Annotated in this window: 16 protein-coding genes; 8 read left to right on the top strand and 8 right to left on the bottom strand. The window is 64.2% G+C overall.

Annotated elements, in window-relative coordinates; translation table 11 throughout:
• The first annotated feature begins 42 nt into the window (after positions 1-42).
• The 3 genes from ACTJKX_RS30340 (at position 43) to ACTJKX_RS30330 (ending at position 3,346) form a co-directional block, all read left to right on the top strand.
• On the top strand, positions 43-1,845 hold the full coding sequence (locus ACTJKX_RS30340) for an IlvD/Edd family dehydratase (RefSeq protein ID WP_415085566.1): 1,803 nt from the start codon (positions 43-45) through the stop codon (positions 1,843-1,845).
• A gap of 99 nt (positions 1,846-1,944) precedes the next feature.
• Positions 1,945-2,646 carry a DUF2865 domain-containing protein gene (locus tag ACTJKX_RS30335; protein WP_311944431.1) on the top strand — a complete coding sequence of 234 codons (702 nt, stop codon included), beginning with the start codon at positions 1,945-1,947 and terminating at the stop codon, positions 2,644-2,646.
• A 37-nt stretch (positions 2,647-2,683) separates the two neighbouring features.
• Positions 2,684-3,346 (top strand): GNAT family N-acetyltransferase, encoded by a 663-nt coding sequence (locus tag ACTJKX_RS30330; protein ID WP_394314894.1) that lies wholly within the window; start codon positions 2,684-2,686, stop codon positions 3,344-3,346.
• Positions 3,347-3,357: 11 nt separating this feature from the next.
• Here the strand turns inward: ACTJKX_RS30330 and ACTJKX_RS30325 are convergent, their stop codons facing one another.
• Positions 3,358-3,807: a group II truncated hemoglobin gene (locus ACTJKX_RS30325; protein ID WP_311944434.1), complete on the bottom strand. Its 450-nt coding sequence runs from the start codon at positions 3,805-3,807 to the stop codon at positions 3,358-3,360.
• Between the two features lie 214 nt (positions 3,808-4,021).
• A complete protein-coding gene (locus tag ACTJKX_RS30320; RefSeq protein WP_440727537.1) occupies positions 4,022-4,687 on the bottom strand; it encodes an O-methyltransferase in 666 nt (221 codons plus the stop codon).
• Between the two features lie 93 nt (positions 4,688-4,780).
• Here ACTJKX_RS30320 and ACTJKX_RS30315 point away from each other — a divergent pair, with 93 nt between their 5' ends.
• Entirely contained in the window at positions 4,781-5,413 is a 633-nt protein-coding gene (locus tag ACTJKX_RS30315; RefSeq protein WP_394314891.1) for a TetR family transcriptional regulator, read from the top strand.
• 99 nt (positions 5,414-5,512) lie between these two features.
• On the top strand, positions 5,513-5,971 hold the full coding sequence (locus ACTJKX_RS30310; RefSeq protein WP_440727536.1) for a GNAT family N-acetyltransferase: 459 nt from the start codon (positions 5,513-5,515) through the stop codon (positions 5,969-5,971).
• 7 nt (positions 5,972-5,978) lie between these two features.
• On the opposite strand, the gene msrA is transcribed toward ACTJKX_RS30310, so the two are convergent.
• Together msrA and ACTJKX_RS30300 are read right to left on the bottom strand one after the other, a co-directional pair.
• Positions 5,979-6,677: a peptide-methionine (S)-S-oxide reductase MsrA gene (msrA, locus tag ACTJKX_RS30305; protein ID WP_440727571.1), complete on the bottom strand. Its 699-nt coding sequence runs from the start codon at positions 6,675-6,677 to the stop codon at positions 5,979-5,981.
• 111 nt (positions 6,678-6,788) lie between these two features.
• A complete protein-coding gene (locus ACTJKX_RS30300) occupies positions 6,789-7,202 on the bottom strand; it encodes a MarR family winged helix-turn-helix transcriptional regulator (protein ID WP_311944442.1) in 414 nt (137 codons plus the stop codon).
• A gap of 120 nt (positions 7,203-7,322) precedes the next feature.
• On the opposite strand from ACTJKX_RS30300, the gene ACTJKX_RS30295 reads away from it, so the two are divergent.
• Positions 7,323-9,158: a chloride channel protein gene (locus ACTJKX_RS30295; RefSeq protein WP_440727535.1), complete on the top strand. Its 1,836-nt coding sequence runs from the start codon at positions 7,323-7,325 to the stop codon at positions 9,156-9,158.
• Positions 9,159-9,454: 296 nt separating this feature from the next.
• On the opposite strand, the gene ACTJKX_RS30290 is transcribed toward ACTJKX_RS30295, so the two are convergent.
• From ACTJKX_RS30290 to ACTJKX_RS30275, 4 genes are all read right to left on the bottom strand, one after another.
• Positions 9,455-10,825: a glutamine synthetase family protein gene (locus tag ACTJKX_RS30290; RefSeq protein ID WP_440727534.1), complete on the bottom strand. Its 1,371-nt coding sequence runs from the start codon at positions 10,823-10,825 to the stop codon at positions 9,455-9,457.
• 59 nt (positions 10,826-10,884) lie between these two features.
• A complete protein-coding gene (locus tag ACTJKX_RS30285; RefSeq protein ID WP_440727533.1) occupies positions 10,885-11,748 on the bottom strand; it encodes an FkbM family methyltransferase in 864 nt (287 codons plus the stop codon).
• A gap of 42 nt (positions 11,749-11,790) precedes the next feature.
• Complete coding sequence (locus ACTJKX_RS30280) at positions 11,791-12,570, bottom strand: hypothetical protein (protein WP_311944447.1); 780 nt, start codon at positions 12,568-12,570, stop codon at positions 11,791-11,793.
• A 144-nt stretch (positions 12,571-12,714) separates the two neighbouring features.
• Positions 12,715-13,485 (bottom strand): hypothetical protein, encoded by a 771-nt coding sequence (locus ACTJKX_RS30275; protein WP_440727532.1) that lies wholly within the window; start codon positions 13,483-13,485, stop codon positions 12,715-12,717.
• 239 nt (positions 13,486-13,724) lie between these two features.
• On the opposite strand from ACTJKX_RS30275, the gene ACTJKX_RS30270 reads away from it, so the two are divergent.
• Both ACTJKX_RS30270 and ACTJKX_RS30265 read left to right on the top strand, forming a co-directional pair.
• Positions 13,725-14,411, top strand: coding sequence for a hypothetical protein (locus tag ACTJKX_RS30270; RefSeq protein WP_440727570.1), 687 nt, complete (start codon positions 13,725-13,727; stop codon positions 14,409-14,411).
• An 878-nt stretch (positions 14,412-15,289) separates the two neighbouring features.
• The coding region (locus tag ACTJKX_RS30265) for a beta strand repeat-containing protein (RefSeq protein ID WP_440727531.1) at positions 15,290-17,416 on the top strand (2,127 nt) is incomplete at its 3' end.

The raw sequence follows: 17,416 nt of genomic DNA, 5'->3' as shown, positions 1-17,416 counted from the left end.
TGCCGACGACGCAGGCGGGGCACGAAGACAGGGAGGCTTGCCATGGCTGACACCAAGAACAAGACGAAAAGATTGCGGTCGCAGGCCTGGTACGACAACCCGGACAATCCGGGCATGACCGCGCTCTATATCGAACGTCAGCTCAATTTCGGCCTGACCCGCAAGGAATTGCAGTCGGGCAAGCCGATCATCGGCATCGCCCAGACCGGCTCGGATCTTTCCCCCTGCAACCGACACCATCTCGTGCTGGCCCAGCGCGTGCGCGAAGGCATCCGCGAGGCGGGCGGCATCGCCTTCGAATTTCCGGTGCATCCGATCCAGGAGACCGGCAAGCGCCCCGGCGCGGCGCTCGACCGCAACCTGGCCTATCTCGGCCTGGTCGAGCTGCTCTATGGCTATCCGATCGACGGCGTGGTGCTGACCATCGGCTGCGACAAGACCACGCCTGCCTGCCTGATGGCGGCAGCCACCGTGAACATTCCGGCCATTGCCCTGTCGGTCGGCCCGATGCTCAACGGCTGGTGGCATGGCGAGCGTACCGGTTCGGGCACGGTGGTCTGGAAGGCGCGCGAGATGCTCGCCACCGGCGAGATCGACTACGAGAACTTCATGGAGATGGTGGCTTCGTCGGCGCCCTCGACCGGCTACTGCAACACCATGGGCACCGCCACCACCATGAACTCGCTGGCCGAGGCGCTCGGCATGCAGCTGCCCGGTTCGGCCGCCATCCCCGCGCCCTATCGCGAACGCCAACAGATTTCCTACGAGACCGGCAAGCGCATCGTCGACATGGTGCATGAGGACCTCAAGCCTTCCGACATCATGACGCGCGAGGCCTTCGAAAACGTCATCGTGGTCAATTCGGCCATCGGCGGCTCCACCAATGCGCCGATCCACATCAACGCCATCGCCCGCCATATCGGCGTCGAGCTCGACATCCGCGACTGGCAGACCATCGGCCACAAGGTGCCGCTGCTGGTGAACCTGCAGCCGGCCGGCAAATATCTCGGCGAGGACTACCAGCATGCCGGTGGCGTGCCGGCCGTGGTCAACGAACTGATGAAGCACAAGCTCATCCACGAGAATGCGCTCACCGTGAACGGCAAGTCGATCGGCGAGAACTGCAAGGACGCCAAGATCGAATTGCCCGACGTGATCCGCAGCTTCGACACCGCTTTGGTGCAGGATGCCGGCTTCATCGTGCTCTCGGGCAATCTGTTCGATTCGGCGATCATGAAGACCAGCGTGATCTCGAAGGAGTTCCACGATCGCTATCTCGCAGATCCCAAGAACCCCGGTGCCTTCGAGGGACGGGCCATCGTGTTCGAGGGCCCGGAGGATTATCACCACCGCATCGAGGATCCCTCGCTCGGCATCGACGAGCACTGCATGCTGTTCATCCGCGGCACCGGGCCGATCGGCTATCCCGGCGCGGCGGAAGTGGTGAACATGCAGCCGCCGGCCGCCCTGATCAAGCGCGGTATCACTTCGCTGCCCTGCATCGGCGACGGGCGCCAGTCGGGCACCTCCGGCTCGCCTTCCATCCTCAACGCTTCGCCCGAAGCGGCAGCGGGCGGCGGCCTCGCCATCCTGCAGACGGGCGACAAGGTGCGCATCGACCTCAACAAGGGCGAGGCCAACATCCTGATCTCCGACGAGGAACTGGCCAAGCGCCGGGCCGATCTCGCCGCGGCGGGCGGCTTCCACTATGCGCCGAGCCAGACGCCCTGGCAGGAAATCCAGCGCGCCATGGTGGACCAGCTCGGCGACGGTATGGTGCTCAAGCCCGCGGTCAAGTATCAGAAGGTCGCTCAGACCTATGGGGTGCCCCGCGACAATCACTAGTTGGTGACAAGATGTCACCGACATGATTTTGACGGGATGCTTGCATAGAAGGCGGGGCCGGCCGTTGCCGGCCCTTCACGTTCTGCCGGGACCCGCGCCATGACTTTGAAACGCTTTGCTTTTCCTCTCGCCGCCGGATTGCTCCTGACGGTCGCCGTGGGTGGCAGCGCTCAGGCGGGCCTGTTCGACTTCCTGTTCCGGCCGCGCCAGGAATCGCGGCCGGCGCCGGCACCCGTGCCGCAACAGCAGCCGCAGCAGCAGCGTTCGCGCCCGGCTCCGGCCCCGGTGGTGAGCACGCCCAAGGCGCGCGGCTACTGCGTGCGCACCTGCGACGGCTATTATTTCGCCACCGGCTTCATCCGCTCCCAGCGCGACGAGGACATGCAGACCTCGATGTGCGAGGCCTCCTGCTCCGGCGGCCAGATGGTGCTGTACAAAGCCAGCGGCTCCAACGATGGCAGCAATGGCAACACCAAGCCCGCGATCGAGTCGGCCGTCGACAAGGCCGGCGCTCTCTACACCGCCCTGCCCACCGCCTATGCCTTCCGCGACAGCGAGAATCCGGCCTGCACCTGCCAGTCCAATGCACGCGGCCTGCCGCAGATCCCGATCTCGGTCGATCCCACCTTGCGCAATGGCGACATCGTGGTGATGCCGGATGGCCTGAAGGTGTTCCGCGGTGCCGGCAATGTGCCGCATCCCGATACGGATTTCACCTCCGTCGCCTCCTCCAAGGCCCTGTCCGGCGTGGTGCGCCAGCAGGTGCTTTCGCTTGAACAACGCATCGCCACGCCGCAATAATGTGATCATCTGATCGCATCTGCGCGAAGGACATTCGATGGATCTCTCGACCTGGAACGGCGTACCGCGCCCGGAGCGCGTCGTGCTCGATGGACGCTATGCCCGCCTGGAGCCGCTCGATCCGGCACGCCATGGCGCCGATCTCCTGCATTCGGCCCAGGAGCCCGGGGCCGATGGGCGTTTCCGCTATCTGTTCGAGGGCGTGCCGGGGAGTGCCGCCGACTTCTCGGCCTGGCTCGACAAGGCGTCCTCGACCGCCGATCCGATGTTCTTCGCGGTGATCGACAAGGCGAGCGGCAAGGCCGAAGGCCGCCAGGCCCTGATGCGGATCGACCCCGTGCATGGCGTCATCGAGATCGGCAGCATTCTCTGGGGCCCGGCGATCGCCCGCACCAGGGTGGCGACGGAGGCGCTCTATCTCTTTGCCCGCTACGCTTTCGAGACGCTAGGCTATCGGCGTTTCGAATGGAAGTGCCACAATCTCAACGAGCCGTCCAAGCGGGCTGCGACCCGGTTCGGCTTTACCTTCGAGGGTGTCTTCCGCCAGCACATGGTGGCCAAGGGCCAGAACCGCGACACCGCTTGGTTCTCGATCATCGACGGCGAATGGCCGCGCCTGAAGGCGGGCTATGAAGCTTGGCTCGACCCCGCCAACTTCGAGGCGGACGGCCGGCAGAAGAGCAAGCTGAGCTTCGGTTGAAACGGCTCGCTCTAGGACGGGTTTGAACCCGCTCGATCGGCAGTTCCGTCGCTGCGATTGCGCAGCGGATTGACGTCGTGCACCAGGCGGGCGGCGGTGGTCAGCGCCTTCATGGCCCTGTTCTTGACCTCAGGCGGCAGGCCGGCCTGGTCGAAGGCCTTGTCCATGCTGCGGATCCAGATGTCGCGGGTCTCTGCGGTAATCGGCACATGGGCATGGATGGCGCGGACGTCCGAATGTCCGTGGAATTCGACATAGAGGCGCGGCCCGCCGAAGAAGCCCATCAGGAAGCGGGTCTGCTCGACCCGGGAATGGGCGACGCCATGGCCGTCGAGATGCAGTACATGGAGGGCCGCCGCCGCCGGATCCTGCTCGACGATGTCGTAGAACAAATCGACAAGGCGGGAGATACCGTCTTCGCCGCCCAATTGCTGGTAAACAGAGGGAAGCTGCTGTTGCATCGTTTCGACCTGTCGAGCGCTGCACCGGTTGTATCGGTATCGTGCTTGCAATTTGCCGGCTCGGCAATCTGCCATCACGTCGCGGCTGGCCGGACCGGGCGGGGCGGTGGGCGGCCCGATGTGCTGCCGCTTGCGACAGGAAGCGCTGGAGGGGCCGGAGGTTCGCCCCCAGCCTCTTGGGGCATTTCGATGCCTTGCGGTATGGCCCGCGGACTCAGCCGATCCGCATCGAGAGCTCGACGTCCTCGCCGAAGGGCGTCGATAGATAGCCCTGGGCCGGCGAACGCACGCGGGCGAGATAGTCGGGGCTGTAGTCGGCATTGTCGGCGACGATGAGGGCGCCGGGCCTGAGCCGGCTCTCCACCAGATCGAGGATCTCGGGATAGAGGGCCTTGGCGCCGTCGAGCAGGACGAGATCGATCGACTCGGGCAGGTCGGTGCCCAGCGTGCGCAGTGCATTTCCCTCCCGGATCTCGACGAGATCGAGCACGCCGCCGGCGGCGAGGTTCTGCCGAGCCCGTTCCAGCTTGAAGGGCTCGAACTCGCTGGTGATCAGGTGGCCGCCGCCATTGTCTCGCAGCGCTGCCGCCAGATGCAGGGTCGAGATGCCGAACGAGGTTCCGAATTCGATGATCGTGCGGGCTTGGCAACTGCGAGCCAGCATATAGAGAAGCAGGCCGGTTTCGCGCGAGACGGCGAGCGGCAGGTCCTTCAGGCGGCCATAGAGGTCGAGATATTCGGTCTTGCTGCGCATCAGGCGCTCCCGTTCCGGGCCGGAGAGTTCGGCCACGGCGGGGATCGTTGTCGGCGAGGCGGCATCGGCCTCTTCGAACAGGCGGTCCAGCAGGAGCGCAAGCGGGGCGCTGGTCAGGGTGGTCATGGTAGGCTCCGGTTTGGGAAAAACGCATCCTTGCGCCGGACTAGAAATACGACTAATTCGTCGCATTCACTATTCGCATTGGCGCCTATCCCGATGACCGATCGTCGAAACTCTTGCGTTTCCTCACGAAAACAGCCTCGGCAGACCCGCTCGACCGAGCTGGTCGCCGCGATATTGGAGGCTGCCATTCAGGTTTTGCGTCAGGAAGGCGCGCAACGCTTCACCACTGCGCGGGTGGCTGAGAAGGCCGGTGTCAGCGTCGGCTCGCTCTATCAATATTTTCCCAACAAGGCGGCGATCCTGTTTCGGCTCCAGAGTGACGAATGGCGGCAGACGAGCGAGCTGCTGCGCGCCATCCTGCAGGATGGCGCCAAGCCGCCGCTCGAAAGGCTGCGTATTGTCGTCCATGCCTTCATCCGCTCCGAATGCGACGAGGCTGCGGTGCGGGTGGCGCTCGACGATGCGGCGCCGCTCTATCGCGACGCACCCGAAGCGGAGGCGGCCAGGGCGGCGGGGGACGGCGTCGTCGAGGCCTTCATGCGGGAGGCGCTGCCCAAGGCTGCTGAAACGACACGAACCCTGGCCGGCGACCTCATCACGGCGACATTGAGTGCAGCGGGCAAGCAGTTTTCGGAAAGCCCTCGAACGCCAGCCGAGATCGAAGCCTACTCAGATGCCATGGCCGACATGTTCTGCGCCTATCTCGAGCGCCTCGGAGCGGGCTGAGGCCCACCGTGGAAAGAGGACCACCCTCCAAAGAGGAGGCCTTGTCGGTCGCTGCCGATTGAGCGATTGCTTCACCAACGCCTTTTTACGAGCCTCGTCATGAATCTCCGCCGCGCCACCAGAACCGAGATCCCTGCTGTCACCACCCTGCAGCAGGCAGCCTATGCTCCCCTGAAGCAGCGCATCGGCATGGCCCTGCCGCCGCATGACGCCGATTTCGCGGCCCTGTTCGAGACGATGGAGATCTGGGTGTCCGGTCCATCCGAGGCGCTGGAGACGGCCCTCATCATCGAGCCGAAATCCGATCACCTGCTGATCTGGAGCCTGGCCGTGGCGCCCGCGCTCAAGGGCCGGCGCCTCGGCTCGGTCCTGCTGGACTTCGCCGAGGACCGGGCGCGACACGACGGGCATGGCCTGGTGCGGCTCTATACCAATGAGCGTTTCACTGAGAACGTCGCCTGGTACCAGCGGCGCGGCTATGCGATCGAGCGGATCGAGGAACGCCCCGATCGCCGCATCGTGCATTTCAGCCGCAACGTCACGATTCCTGCTTCGTAGTTCGGCCTCAGCGGCCGGCCACCAGGACTGGATCACTGCGATAGACAGCCGGGAAGAGCTGCTGCAGCGCGGCTACCTTGGGCAGGTCGTTGATAGCGATATAGGGCTGGGTCGGATGGCGGGTCAGGTAATCCTGATGATAGGCCTCTGCTGAAAAGAAGCCCCGCAACGGCGCGATGCGCGTCGCGATCGGGCGGGCGAAGGTTTTGGCGCCGTCGAGCTGGCTGACATAGGCGGCAGCGATCCGGGCCTGCTCCGCGCTGGTGGTGAAGATCTGCGAGCGATATTGCGTGCCGCTGTCGGGGCCCTGGCGGTTGAGCTGGGTGGGATCATGCGCCACCGAGAAATAGATCTGCAGGATCCGCCCGTAGGAGATGAGGCGCGGGTCGAAGCGGATGCGCACCGCCTCGGCATGGCCGGTTGATCCGGTCGAGACGGTTTCATAGGTGGCGGTGTCGGCCGTGCCGCCGGCATAGCCCGAAACCGCCGAGGTAACGCCTTTCACATGCTGGAACACACCCTGCACGCCCCAGAAACAGCCGCCTGCCAGCACCGCCGTCTCCGACGCCGCGCCCGGGCGGCTATCGAGGGTGGGGGGCGCTACCAGGCGCGGCGCTTCCTCGGCGCTCGAGGCTGAAAACCACAGGCCGGTGCCGAGGCTGGCCGCCAGGCCCGCCGCCATGAACAGAATGCCGCGCCGTTTCATCATCGTCCTCCATCCATCGGATTGCCTGTGATTATACGAGCGGATGGGGAGGCTTCGTTACGCCTCACGCCGATTTGAGGCCGGCCCCGGGGGCCAATGCCGGCGACGTGATCAGCCCCGGAAAGCCTGCAGGAGCTCGGAAAGCGCCGGCCCGATGGCCGCCAGTTCCTTCAGGTGGGTTTCCGACAGGGTCTGCAGCTTCTGCCTGCCGGCTTCGCTCAGCCGCACCAGCACACGCCGGCCATCCGCCGGATCGGCCATGCGTTCGACCAGGCCGAGCTTGCTGAGCCGGTCGACCAGCTCGACCACGCTGTGGTGGCGCAGGATCAGGATCTCGGCCAGCTCTCCGATCGAAAGGGCGCCGTCCTGCGACAGGCCCGCGATGGCGAGCAGGACCTGATGCTGCTGGGCCGTCAGTCCCGCCGCGCCGGCCGCCGCTTCGCTGAAGACCAGGAATTTGCGCAAGGCATGCCGGAATCGCGCCAGGGCGGCGTAATCAGGATCTTGCTGCCGCTTGGGGTCCATGGTTCTGCGATTCTCCTGTCTGCCGCCATCTCTACGAAAATCCATTGACTTGCGCAAAATATATCGTATTGCGATACAAAATTCAGCCGGGGCTAGCCCCGACAGATGGATATCAGCGACATGACGACTTCGACTCTGGGCACGCCCGGGCAGGATGCCGAGGCGGGAACCCGCGAATTGCCGGCGCGCCTGGGCGACTTCACCACCGATCGGCGGGTGATCCTGCTGATGGCGATCGCCGTTTTCGTCGGCACGGCCGGCGTGGGGGCGGCCTTCGTGCTGCTACGCCTGATCACGCTGTGCACCAACATCGCCTATTACGGCCGGTTCTCGCTCGAGAACCTGTCGATCTCCGGTACGCCGCTCGGCTGGACCGCCGTGTTCGTACCGGTGATCGGCTGCCTGATCATCGGCCTTATGGCCCGCTTCGGTTCGGAGAAGATCCGCGGCCATGGCATTCCCGAGGCGATGGAGGCGATCCTGATCGGCAAGAGCCGGATCAATCCCAAGGTGGCCGTGCTGAAGCCGCTCTCCTCGGCGATCTCGATCGGCTCGGGCGGCCCCTTCGGCGCCGAAGGCCCGATCATCATGACCGGCGGAGCCATCGGCTCGCTCGTCGCGCAAATGATCCATCTCAGCGCCAATGAGCGCAAGGCCCTGCTGGTCGCCGGCGCTGCGGCGGGCATGACGGCCGTCTTCGGCACCCCGATCGCCGCCGTGCTGCTGGCGATCGAGCTCCTGCTGTTCGAATGGAAGCCGCGCAGTTTCCTGCCGGTGGTGGTCGCCGCGTCGGTGGCGGCGGCCGAGCGCGGCCTGCTGCTCGATCCCACGCCTCTGTTCGGCTTCACCGGGCACATGGCGCTGACCTTCCCGGGTTTCCTCGGCTGGGTGTTGATGGGCATCGTCGCCGGGCTGGGCTCCGGGATCCTCACGGCCATGGTCTATGCCAGCGAGGATTTCTTCCACCGCCTGCCGCTGCATTGGATGTGGTGGCCTCTGTTCGGGGGCTTGGCGATCGGCATCGGCGGCCTGTTCGATCCGAGCGCGCTCGGGGTGGGCTACGACAATATCCGCCACCTCCTCTCAGGCGAGATGGCCGTGAAGGCGGTGATCCTGCTCCTGGTGGTCAAATCCCTGATCTGGTCAATCTCACTTGGCTCAGGCACCTCCGGCGGCGTGCTGGCGCCGCTGATGATGCTGGGCGGTGCGCTCGGCACCCTGGCGGGCCTGGTCCTGCCGCAAGCCGATCCCGGCTTCTGGGCCCTGCTCGGCATGGCGGCGATGATGGGCGGCACCATGCGTGCGCCCCTGACGGCGACGCTCTTTGCCGTGGAGCTCACCGGCAATCTCGGCGTGCTCCTGCCGCTGCTGACCGCCTGCGGCATGGCCTATGCCACCACCGTGCTGACCATGAAGCGTTCCATCCTCACCGAGAAGATCGCTCGTCGAGGCCATCACATCTCGGGCGAATACCACACCGATCCCTTCGATCTTGCCCGGGTGGCCGATCTGATGGTGCGCGAGGTCGACACGCTGCCGGCGGCGATGACGGTGGCGCGGGTCGTCGCCTTCTTCACCAGCGGGGAGCCCTGCCATAAGAGCTATCCGGTCGTCGATGCCGAGCGGCGCGTGGTCGGCATGGTCTCGCGCGCCCATATCCTCGACTGGTCGGTGCATGCCTCGGAGGATGACGACATCCAGTCCCTGTCGCTGCAGGAGATCTTGGAGGGGCAGGATCTCGAGATCGGCTTTGCCGACGAACTGGCCGGCGCGCTCGCCGATCGCATGGCCATCGCCGATATCGGCCGCGTGCCGGTGCTCGATCGCCAGAGCGGCCGCCTGGTCGGCCTGATCGCCCGCAAGGACCTGCTGCAGGTCAGGGCGCACAGGCGCGCCGAGGAGCACGATCGCGGCGTGATGATAAGGCTGCGGGCCCGGGGCGCGCGGGGAATCTGATCCTTCATGGGATCGCAGGCATCCCTGCCCATATGCGCTAACTTAAGGGGTGGGCGAGATGATGGAGTTGAAGGTATGGCTCCACATGTGAGCCCCCTCGCCCCGTTCTTGCGGGGAGAGGATAGAGGTGAGGGGCTATGCGCGCTCGGTTTTTCCAGGTCCGCGCCGCCACTCATCCTTACCTACAGTCAACTCATGAGAGTTGACGACGCTCCGTAAGAACGGGGCGAAGGGTTGGCTGGTGTCGTGCTTCTCCCCTTAAGTCAGCGCCTATGGGCATCCCAGATAGGTCGGTTTCAGAAGAACAGGTCATATTCTCGCGGGCTTAGCACTGAGAGGAAATCCTCGTGCTGGCCATGGACCAGGTGGGCGTAGGTCTCCAGATAGCGCTTGGAGAAATATTCCTTCAGCAGCCTTGCCCGTGCCAGCCGGCGGGCCGCCTCGAACACGTCGCCTGGCAGGCCGGGATCGCGCGTGAAGCCGGCATGCTTGCCGACCACGGGCGCATCCGGCTCCAGCTTTCGCGTGATGCCGTAATGCGCGGCGGCGAGGATGGCGGCCAGCACCAGATAGGGATTGGCGTCGGCGCCGGCGACGCGATGCTCGATGCGCCGCCCCGCGCCCTTGTCGGTGGGGATGCGCAGGGCGACGGTGCGGTTGTCCTCGCCCCATTTGCGGTTGACCGGCGCGAACAGCCCGCCGAAGCGGCGGAAGGAATTGTGGTTGGGTGCGAAGAAGGCGAGCGATTCCGGCATCAGGCGCTGCATGCCGGCGATGGCGTGACGGATCAGCTGCTCGCCGGTTGCCGGGTCTGCGAAGAGATTGCGGCCGTCGGCATCGCACAGGCTGACATGCACGTGCAGGCCCGACCCGGCCTCGTCCTCATAGGGCTTGGCCATGAAGGTGGCGTCCCAGCCCTCGGCACGGGCGGTGCCGCGGATCAGGCGCTTGAGCAGCACGGCGTGATCGCCGGCGAGCACGGCGTCGGGCGTATGATGCAGGTTGGTCTCGAACTGGCCGACGCCCATCTCGGCGATGATGCTGCCCATCGGCACATTCTGTGCGCGCGCCGCGTCGTCGGCCCGGGCCGACCACAGCGCCACTTCCTCCAGCGTCAGCACGGAGAGATTGGTGGGCGGGCCGAGCGGGCGGCCGGTGCGCTTGAGGATCGGCGGGCGGATGCGGCCATCGGCCTCGCGCGTCCCGTCGGTGAGGAAGAATTCGTATTCGCAGGCGACGGTGGGATGGAGCCCGTCGGCGGCGAGGCGGGACAGGATGGTCTTGAGCAAATGGCGGGGATCCGTCCACAGCGGCTCGCCCGACACCGCGTAGGCGATGTCGAGCATGACCTGCGCCGTCGGCACGGCCGCCCAAGGCATCGGCTTCAGGGTGCCCGGGATCGGCACGCCCTTGGCATCGGGATCGCCATCGTCCCAGCCGATGCCGCCGGAGCCGTAACCGTCATGCCGGGCATCGAGCACATAGGGAGCGGCGGAAAAGCCCATGCCGGAGCGATAGAGGCTGTCGATCTCCTCGATCGGCAGGCGCTTGCCGAAGCCATAGCCGGTCAAATCGGGGGTAAAGGCTTCGATGAAACGGGTATCGGGATGGGCGGCAAGATAGGCGGCGACTTCGGGGTGACGGGAAGCGCTGGTGTCGGCGGACATGGGGAGGGGTCTCGATGGGGCTCCACAGAACGCGCCTGCCGCTGCGTCGTCAAGTCCCCTCAGCTTGCGGTCGACGGCCGCGCCGTCTCCAGCAGGGCGGTGTACCTCGCCAGCGTATCCGGCGGCAGGGCGCCGCGCCGTTGCAGCAGATCGATGCAGCGTCCGCACAGCTCGACGCTGCCATACAGATATTGGGCGATGAGGCACAGATGCTTGAGCTGCTCGTCGCTCATGGCGTCGGGGTCGACGAAGTCCCGGACATAGACGATGTCGGCTTCCAGGAGCTGGTTTGTGGCCGGCGTCCAGCTCTCCGGCCTGGCATAGGGCGCCATCGGGCTGAACTTCACCGCCTTGAAGCAATGCGGCACGAAGCCTTGCGCGCGCAGCTCGATGTCGATCTCTCCGAAACCCGGCTGGTTCTCGTAGAGCGCGACGAAGGAGATCTCGGTCTGGATGGCCACGGCCGAGCGCAGTTTCTCGCGGGCATTCCGAAACACGGCGAGCTCGGCGCCCTGTACGTCGATCTTGAGCATGTCGATCTCTGGGAGCACCGTCAGGTCGTCGAGGCGGGTGGTGCGTACCGGGATGCGACCGATCACCTGTGCATTGGGCTTGAAATAGGAAAACACCTCCAGCGCGTCCTGGCGCGGGGTGAGCAGGCTGCTCCAGCCCGAATAGGCGCAGAGATTGAGATAGGCCTCGCCGCCATCGCCGATGGCGTGGGGCAGATAGCTCTCGTTCGGCCCCTTGGCCGCCTCGAGCCTCGCCAGCGCCTCGGCCTGCGGCTCGAAGCCGGTAAGCCGGGCGAGGCCTGCCGTCAGCATGGCTCTATAGGGTGGTTCCCCATCGATCGGATTGGCGCCGATGTCGACGATATGGGTGCGGCGCGTCGGGCCGAGGAGCTCGACCAGGGGTGTCGTCATGGCCTGCTCCGACATTCGCCTCCCTGCCGCTTCGAGCCGGCCCTACCAGTGCCCTTGCTGCTTCAGGCTGGTCTCGACATCGCCGACATAATTGTACTGGCCCAGATGCTGCAGTTTGGACTGGGAATCGATCCAGACCTTGCCGCCGATGTCGCGCCAGCGCCGGCAGAAGGCATAGTCTTCCGACAGATAGCGCCCGGAATCGGGATCGACCATGCAGTCGAAGAACAGCCAGTGCAGCGGCTTGAGCGGGTTGTTGGGCGGTCCGTCCGGCGTGTAGTTGAGATGGGGATAGGCCTGCATCAGCTTGGGGAAGACATGGCGCTTGATCACCATGAAGCCGGTGGGCGCCTCCGAGACCTCGATGAAGCCTTCATCATCGACATGCTGGCCGATCGGCGTCTTGCCGTGGTCGACGGGATTGAAGGCATAACGGGCGAAGCGGATTTCCATCTCGTCCTTGGTCAGGCCGGCCGGCAGGGGCTCGGGCCAGGCCAGCGACTTGATCGGATAGACCCCGCCGGCCACGTCGCGATCGGCGAGCAGCAGGCGGATGACCTGCTGGGTGGTGAAGGAAATGTCGGAGTCGATCCAGAACAGATGCGTATAGGATTCGTCCTGCATGAACTTCAGCACGACCATGTTGCGTCCGCGCGTGATCAGGCTTTCCGAATGCATGTGCAGCACGGTTTTCAGGCCGAGCTGCGTGGCATCGCAGGCCAGCGAATACATGCTGACCACATAATTCATGCTGACGGCAGAGATATAGCAGGGCGTTGCGAACAACACCTTCATCGACTGGAGGGCTGAAATATCGAGCATGACCTGCTTTTCGATTGAGGCCTGGCGGGGCGCCGGACGGGGGATCGCCACGCCGGCGATTAGAGCAGGTTGGAAAGGCGAATCAAGCCATTCCCTTCCGTCATGCACAGCCGGCCCGCTGGACGTCTTCTTGCGTTCCCGGGTTCATTTCGGCGGCTGGGCCGTCGGCAGGATTTCCGAGCTCGGCGGCATGGCCGGGGCGGCATGCGGCACGATAGAATCGGGGATCGGCGAGGGCGCCGAGGGCGGCGGCGATGCCGGTCCGAGCACGGGTGATGCCGGGGCCTGAACGACCGGCCCCGGACCGAAGCTGGAATCGACGGAGACGGCGATGCAGGTCTTGTTCACGCCCGGCAGCAGGAAGATGCGCTTGCCGTTGCGGTCGATCATGATCTGGGTGTTGAGGATCGGGATCGGGCTGGCACCGGAAGAGCGCATATAGGTCTGCGCCGTGGCGCAATCGCTGGCGAGCGGGAAGACCTGTACGGTTACCCCGTCGCAGCTGCCCGACGGCGTCGGCGTGGCGATGATGGCGGCGAGGCCATTGGCTGGGGTCACCTCCGGGCGATCGATGACGGCGACGCTCTGGAAGACGTGCTGCGTCGGAGCCTGGCGGTTCCAGCCTGACTGGACGTCATATCTGGCATTGAGGGCACCGCGTGACATCTGGTCGACGAGGCCCGCGCATTGGGTCAGGCCGAGCTGGTTGACCTGCCGGACGGGCAGGGGTGGTTCCGGCAATATCACCGGAGCCCGGGGAGCGGGAGCAGGCTTGGCCGGCTGCCTTGCCGCCGGTTTGCTCTTGCGAGTGGGCTTTGCGGCCGGCTGATCCTGCGCCAGGGCTGCAATCGGTGAAACCGTCCCCGAACCGCCAGCGGCAAGGGCAAGGAGAAGGCAACCGGCACGAATGTCCATTCTTTATTCCGTAACGTTGTTGCACCGAAATACGCGGCGGTGGTGTTATGATGCTTATCGATCTGTCGAGATCGCATGTATCGAGTCTACACAGGCGAGGATAGATTGGAACTTGCAAGGTGACAGACGGGTATAAATCTGTGAAACCTCGGGCATTGCGCCAAACCCAACGAGGCCTGGATCCTATGAAACGTCGCCCATCGCAGAGCAGACCCTGGCGGAGACGCCTCACTCCCGTGATGCGCCGAGCGGGGCTGCTCGCCGTCGCGATTGCGGCGAGCCTGGCACTGCCCGCCATGGCGCAGCAGCAACAGCCTGTGCCCGTTCCGGCTGCGCCGGCTCCCGCCAATGCGGCACCGGCGGGGCCGCAGGCGATGAACCTCGATCCCAAGACCGTCCTGATCCTGGTGCGCTCCACCCTGATCGCGCTCGACCAGGCCAACAAGACCGGCAACTACTCGGTGCTGCGCGATCTCGGCTCGCCGGATTTCCAGCGGGAAAACAGTGATGCCAGGCTGGCAGAAGTTTTCGCCAGCCAGCGCAAGGTCGATCTGGATCTCGCGGCGGCGCTGGTGCTCGAACCGACGATCACCCTCCCGCCCCAGGTCGAGAAAAACGGATTGCTCCACCTTGCGGGCTTCTTTCCGGTGAATGCCGATACGAAACTGACATTCGAGCTTCTTTTCCAAGGTGTCGATAAGCGCCTGTTGCTTTATGGGCTGAGTGTCAACATTGCCCAGGCCGGCGTTGTGCCCGGTGCCAGCGGACCGAATGCCGCTCAAGGTCCGATACCGACGCCCGCGACACCGGCGGTTGCGCCGGATGCCAAGCCTGAAGGCAAGCCCAAGCCTGAAGGCAAGCCCAAACCAAAACCCAAGCCAAAACCCAAGCCCAAGCCGGAACCCGAACCGGCTCCGGTCCAATAGATTTTGCAGTGAGGGCGGCCTTCGGGCCGCCCTTTTCTTTCAGGGGCTAGACAGGGGCAAGCGTCCCTGATGACTGCATCGGGTGGACGGTCTTTCTGGGCGCTTGCTTAGTCCACCGACTGAGGCGAAGAGCTGGCCTGGCGGGCGGCGGGGCTGATTTTTCTCGCTTTGTTGCATGTGCGCAACAGCGCCGGGAACGGCGATGCCCGGCCGATAGGCTTAATTCCTTCGTGTTAGGGCGCGCGCCTCCTGTCGCTGGTGGCAAAGTCGTCTATTCGCAAAAGCACTCCCGGCCAACTTGGTAATTCAGAATTGATTTCACGTATATTGAGATACGAAATTATGTATCTGCAATGATTTGAGACGATTAAATTTTGTACCTGATATAGAAATCACCTTTGAAATATGAATTAAATAGAGTCGATAATCAATTCATCGATTTATCATATTTTAAATATGAGCCCTGGGATTCATTTTATTTTATGAATAATTTTTCAATCTTTTTTCGAATTTTTGACTCCAGTTTTCGATAATACTCCTTTTGAGCTATAAATATTTTCCAGATTTCAACTTAATTCGATTGAGATCGATAGTTTATTTTAAATTAGAGGTAAAAATGTACTTTTAAAGGAATCTCATACAGTATTTACACCCTTACGGAATCATGAGTATTAAACGGATATGCGGAGGATTCTGTTTATCTGACGCTACGGCTGCCGGTCCTTCGTCAAGGGATATGGAGAGTCGGGGGACCAAGTATTCGGAATACGAATCGCTACCCGGTAATCGGGAATCCCTAGGTCAACTGCTAACAAAGCTGTCCTCGGACGGGACGGCTTTGCCTGTGAGACGCGGCGTTTCAGATAGACCGGGGCCCCATGCCGAACCACGACAGCATTCATCTCGCCAAGCATGCCCATCGCAGCTTGCGTCGACGCATCCATGCCGTACTGCGCATGGCGCATCGCGTGATGGGTATGAGGGGCAAGCGCCTGGGCATCGGTGCGCTCGCCAGCGGGGGGCGGGTGAGTTGTGTGCTCGGAGGTACCGCGATGGCGGCGATCCTGCTGAGCCTGTGGAGCGGGGGAGCGGCCCTTGCCAACACGATCAACACCTCGCCGTCCTGCGTGACGGGTAGCAACAGCGTTGTGGGGCGGACAAACCCGGGGGGCACCACAAATCAGGCTACCGATGGAACGGGTACCTATTCGACCGTGGCGGGTTGCGAATCGAGTGCGTCGGGTGTGACGGCAGGCTCGGTCTACGGATCCTTCGCCAAGGCAACCGGCGAAGGCGGATCAGCCTTTGGCGTGATGAGTCTTGGGGGCAAATGGGGCACGGGGATCGGCTTGGAGGCCCAGGCGACCGCGACGGCAGCCACTGCCGTCGGTTTCGGCACCCGGGCGACCGGAAACAATTCCGTGGCTATTGGTGGCGCCGGCGGCAATGGCACGAATGCCTTGAGCGTGGCCAACTCGACAACGGCATCCGGCCAGAGCTCGATTGCCATCGGTGCGAATGACGTACGTGGTGCCCAGGCTGCCGGTGCCAATTCGATTGCCTTTGGCGGACAATCGACGGTTACTGCCGCTTCGACGTCCGGCATTGCCATCGGCCGTGGCGCCAATGTCGCCGCCAGCTATGGCATGGCGCAGGGCGATGGCGCGCTGGCAAACGGCTTGAACGCGATCGCAATCGGCACCTCCTCCTCGGCGTCCGGCGGAGCCGGTTCATCGGGATCCACTGCAATCGCCATCGGCACCGGATCCAATGCTGTGGCGGGTTCTGCGGGCAGCGCCATAGCCTTTGGCGGCGGAGCGTTTGCCAAGAGCAACACCAATGCCGGTGACACGTTGGCCTTCGGCGCCAGTGCCCAGTCGACGGGGCAGGATTCCGTCGCGATCGGTGCGCAGTCGATCGCCAACAATGTCGATGCCATCGCGATCGGCGGGCAAGGATCCCTCGGTGGGACGACGACTTCGTCGGGGGTCGGCGCAGTGTCGATCGGCCTGGGTGCCCAGGCTACTGCCAATGCCGCCTATGCCATGGGCTATGGTGTCAGGGCGACCGGCGAGAATGCCATCGCGGTGGGCCGCTCCTCCAATGCACTGGCCCAGAACGCCATGGCTTATGGCGTGTCGTCGAACGCCAGCGGTGTCGACGCCGTTGCGATGGGCAGCAATTCGCTGGCGACGTCCACCAATGCGATCGCCTTTGGTGTTTCTTCCAAGGCGAACGGAACCAATGCCGTCACCTTCGGTGGGGGAAGCGTGGCCAACGCCGCCAATGCCATCGCATTCGGACAATCGGCGAATGCTGCGCAGGCCAATGCAATTGCCTTTGGTATTAGCGCGACCGCCAATGGCGACAGCGCGATTGCCTTCGGTCTTGCCGCCAATGCCAATGCCGCCAACGCGACTGCGATCGGCACCAATTCCAAGGCGGCCGGCGCCAATGGCGTGGCCGTCGGTCTGAACTCGATTTCCGGTGCAACGGGCCAGAACGTCGCCATCGGCGTGGGCGCCAATGCCAACGCCGCGACCGCGGCTGGAGGGGCCGTCGCCATCGGCCTGGGTCAGAAGGCCATCGGTGATGGCGCGGTGGCGATCGGCGACCCGAATGTGGCCAACGGCACGGGTGCCGTGGCGCTCGGTGCCAACAATACCGCCGCCGGCAACACGACCGGCACCACGGCGGCCAATGGCGCGGTCGCGCTGGGCAATGCCAATTTCGCGGTCGGGCAGGGTTCCGTTTCGCTCGGCAATCAATCCAATGCCGCAGCTGCCGGTGCTCTTGCTTTCGGTGACAAGGCCACGGGCGCAGCCGCCAATGCCGTTGCTCTCGGCTCTGGCTCGAATGCAGGCAATGCCAACGACGTCGCTCTGGGTGCCGGCTCGACCACGGCCGCCGTGGTCAACACGCCGAGTGGCACGATCAACGGCACAAGCTACAATTATGCCGGCAATGCCGCCAATTCCACGGTGAGCGTCGGCTCCTCCGGCAAG

This window comes from Labrys sp. 22185, assembly GCF_052045555.1.
GTDB lineage: Bacteria > Pseudomonadota > Alphaproteobacteria > Rhizobiales > Labraceae > Labrys > Labrys neptuniae.
Note: the sequence above shows the minus strand (reverse complement) of the source record. Positions and strands in the feature narration are given on the sequence as shown.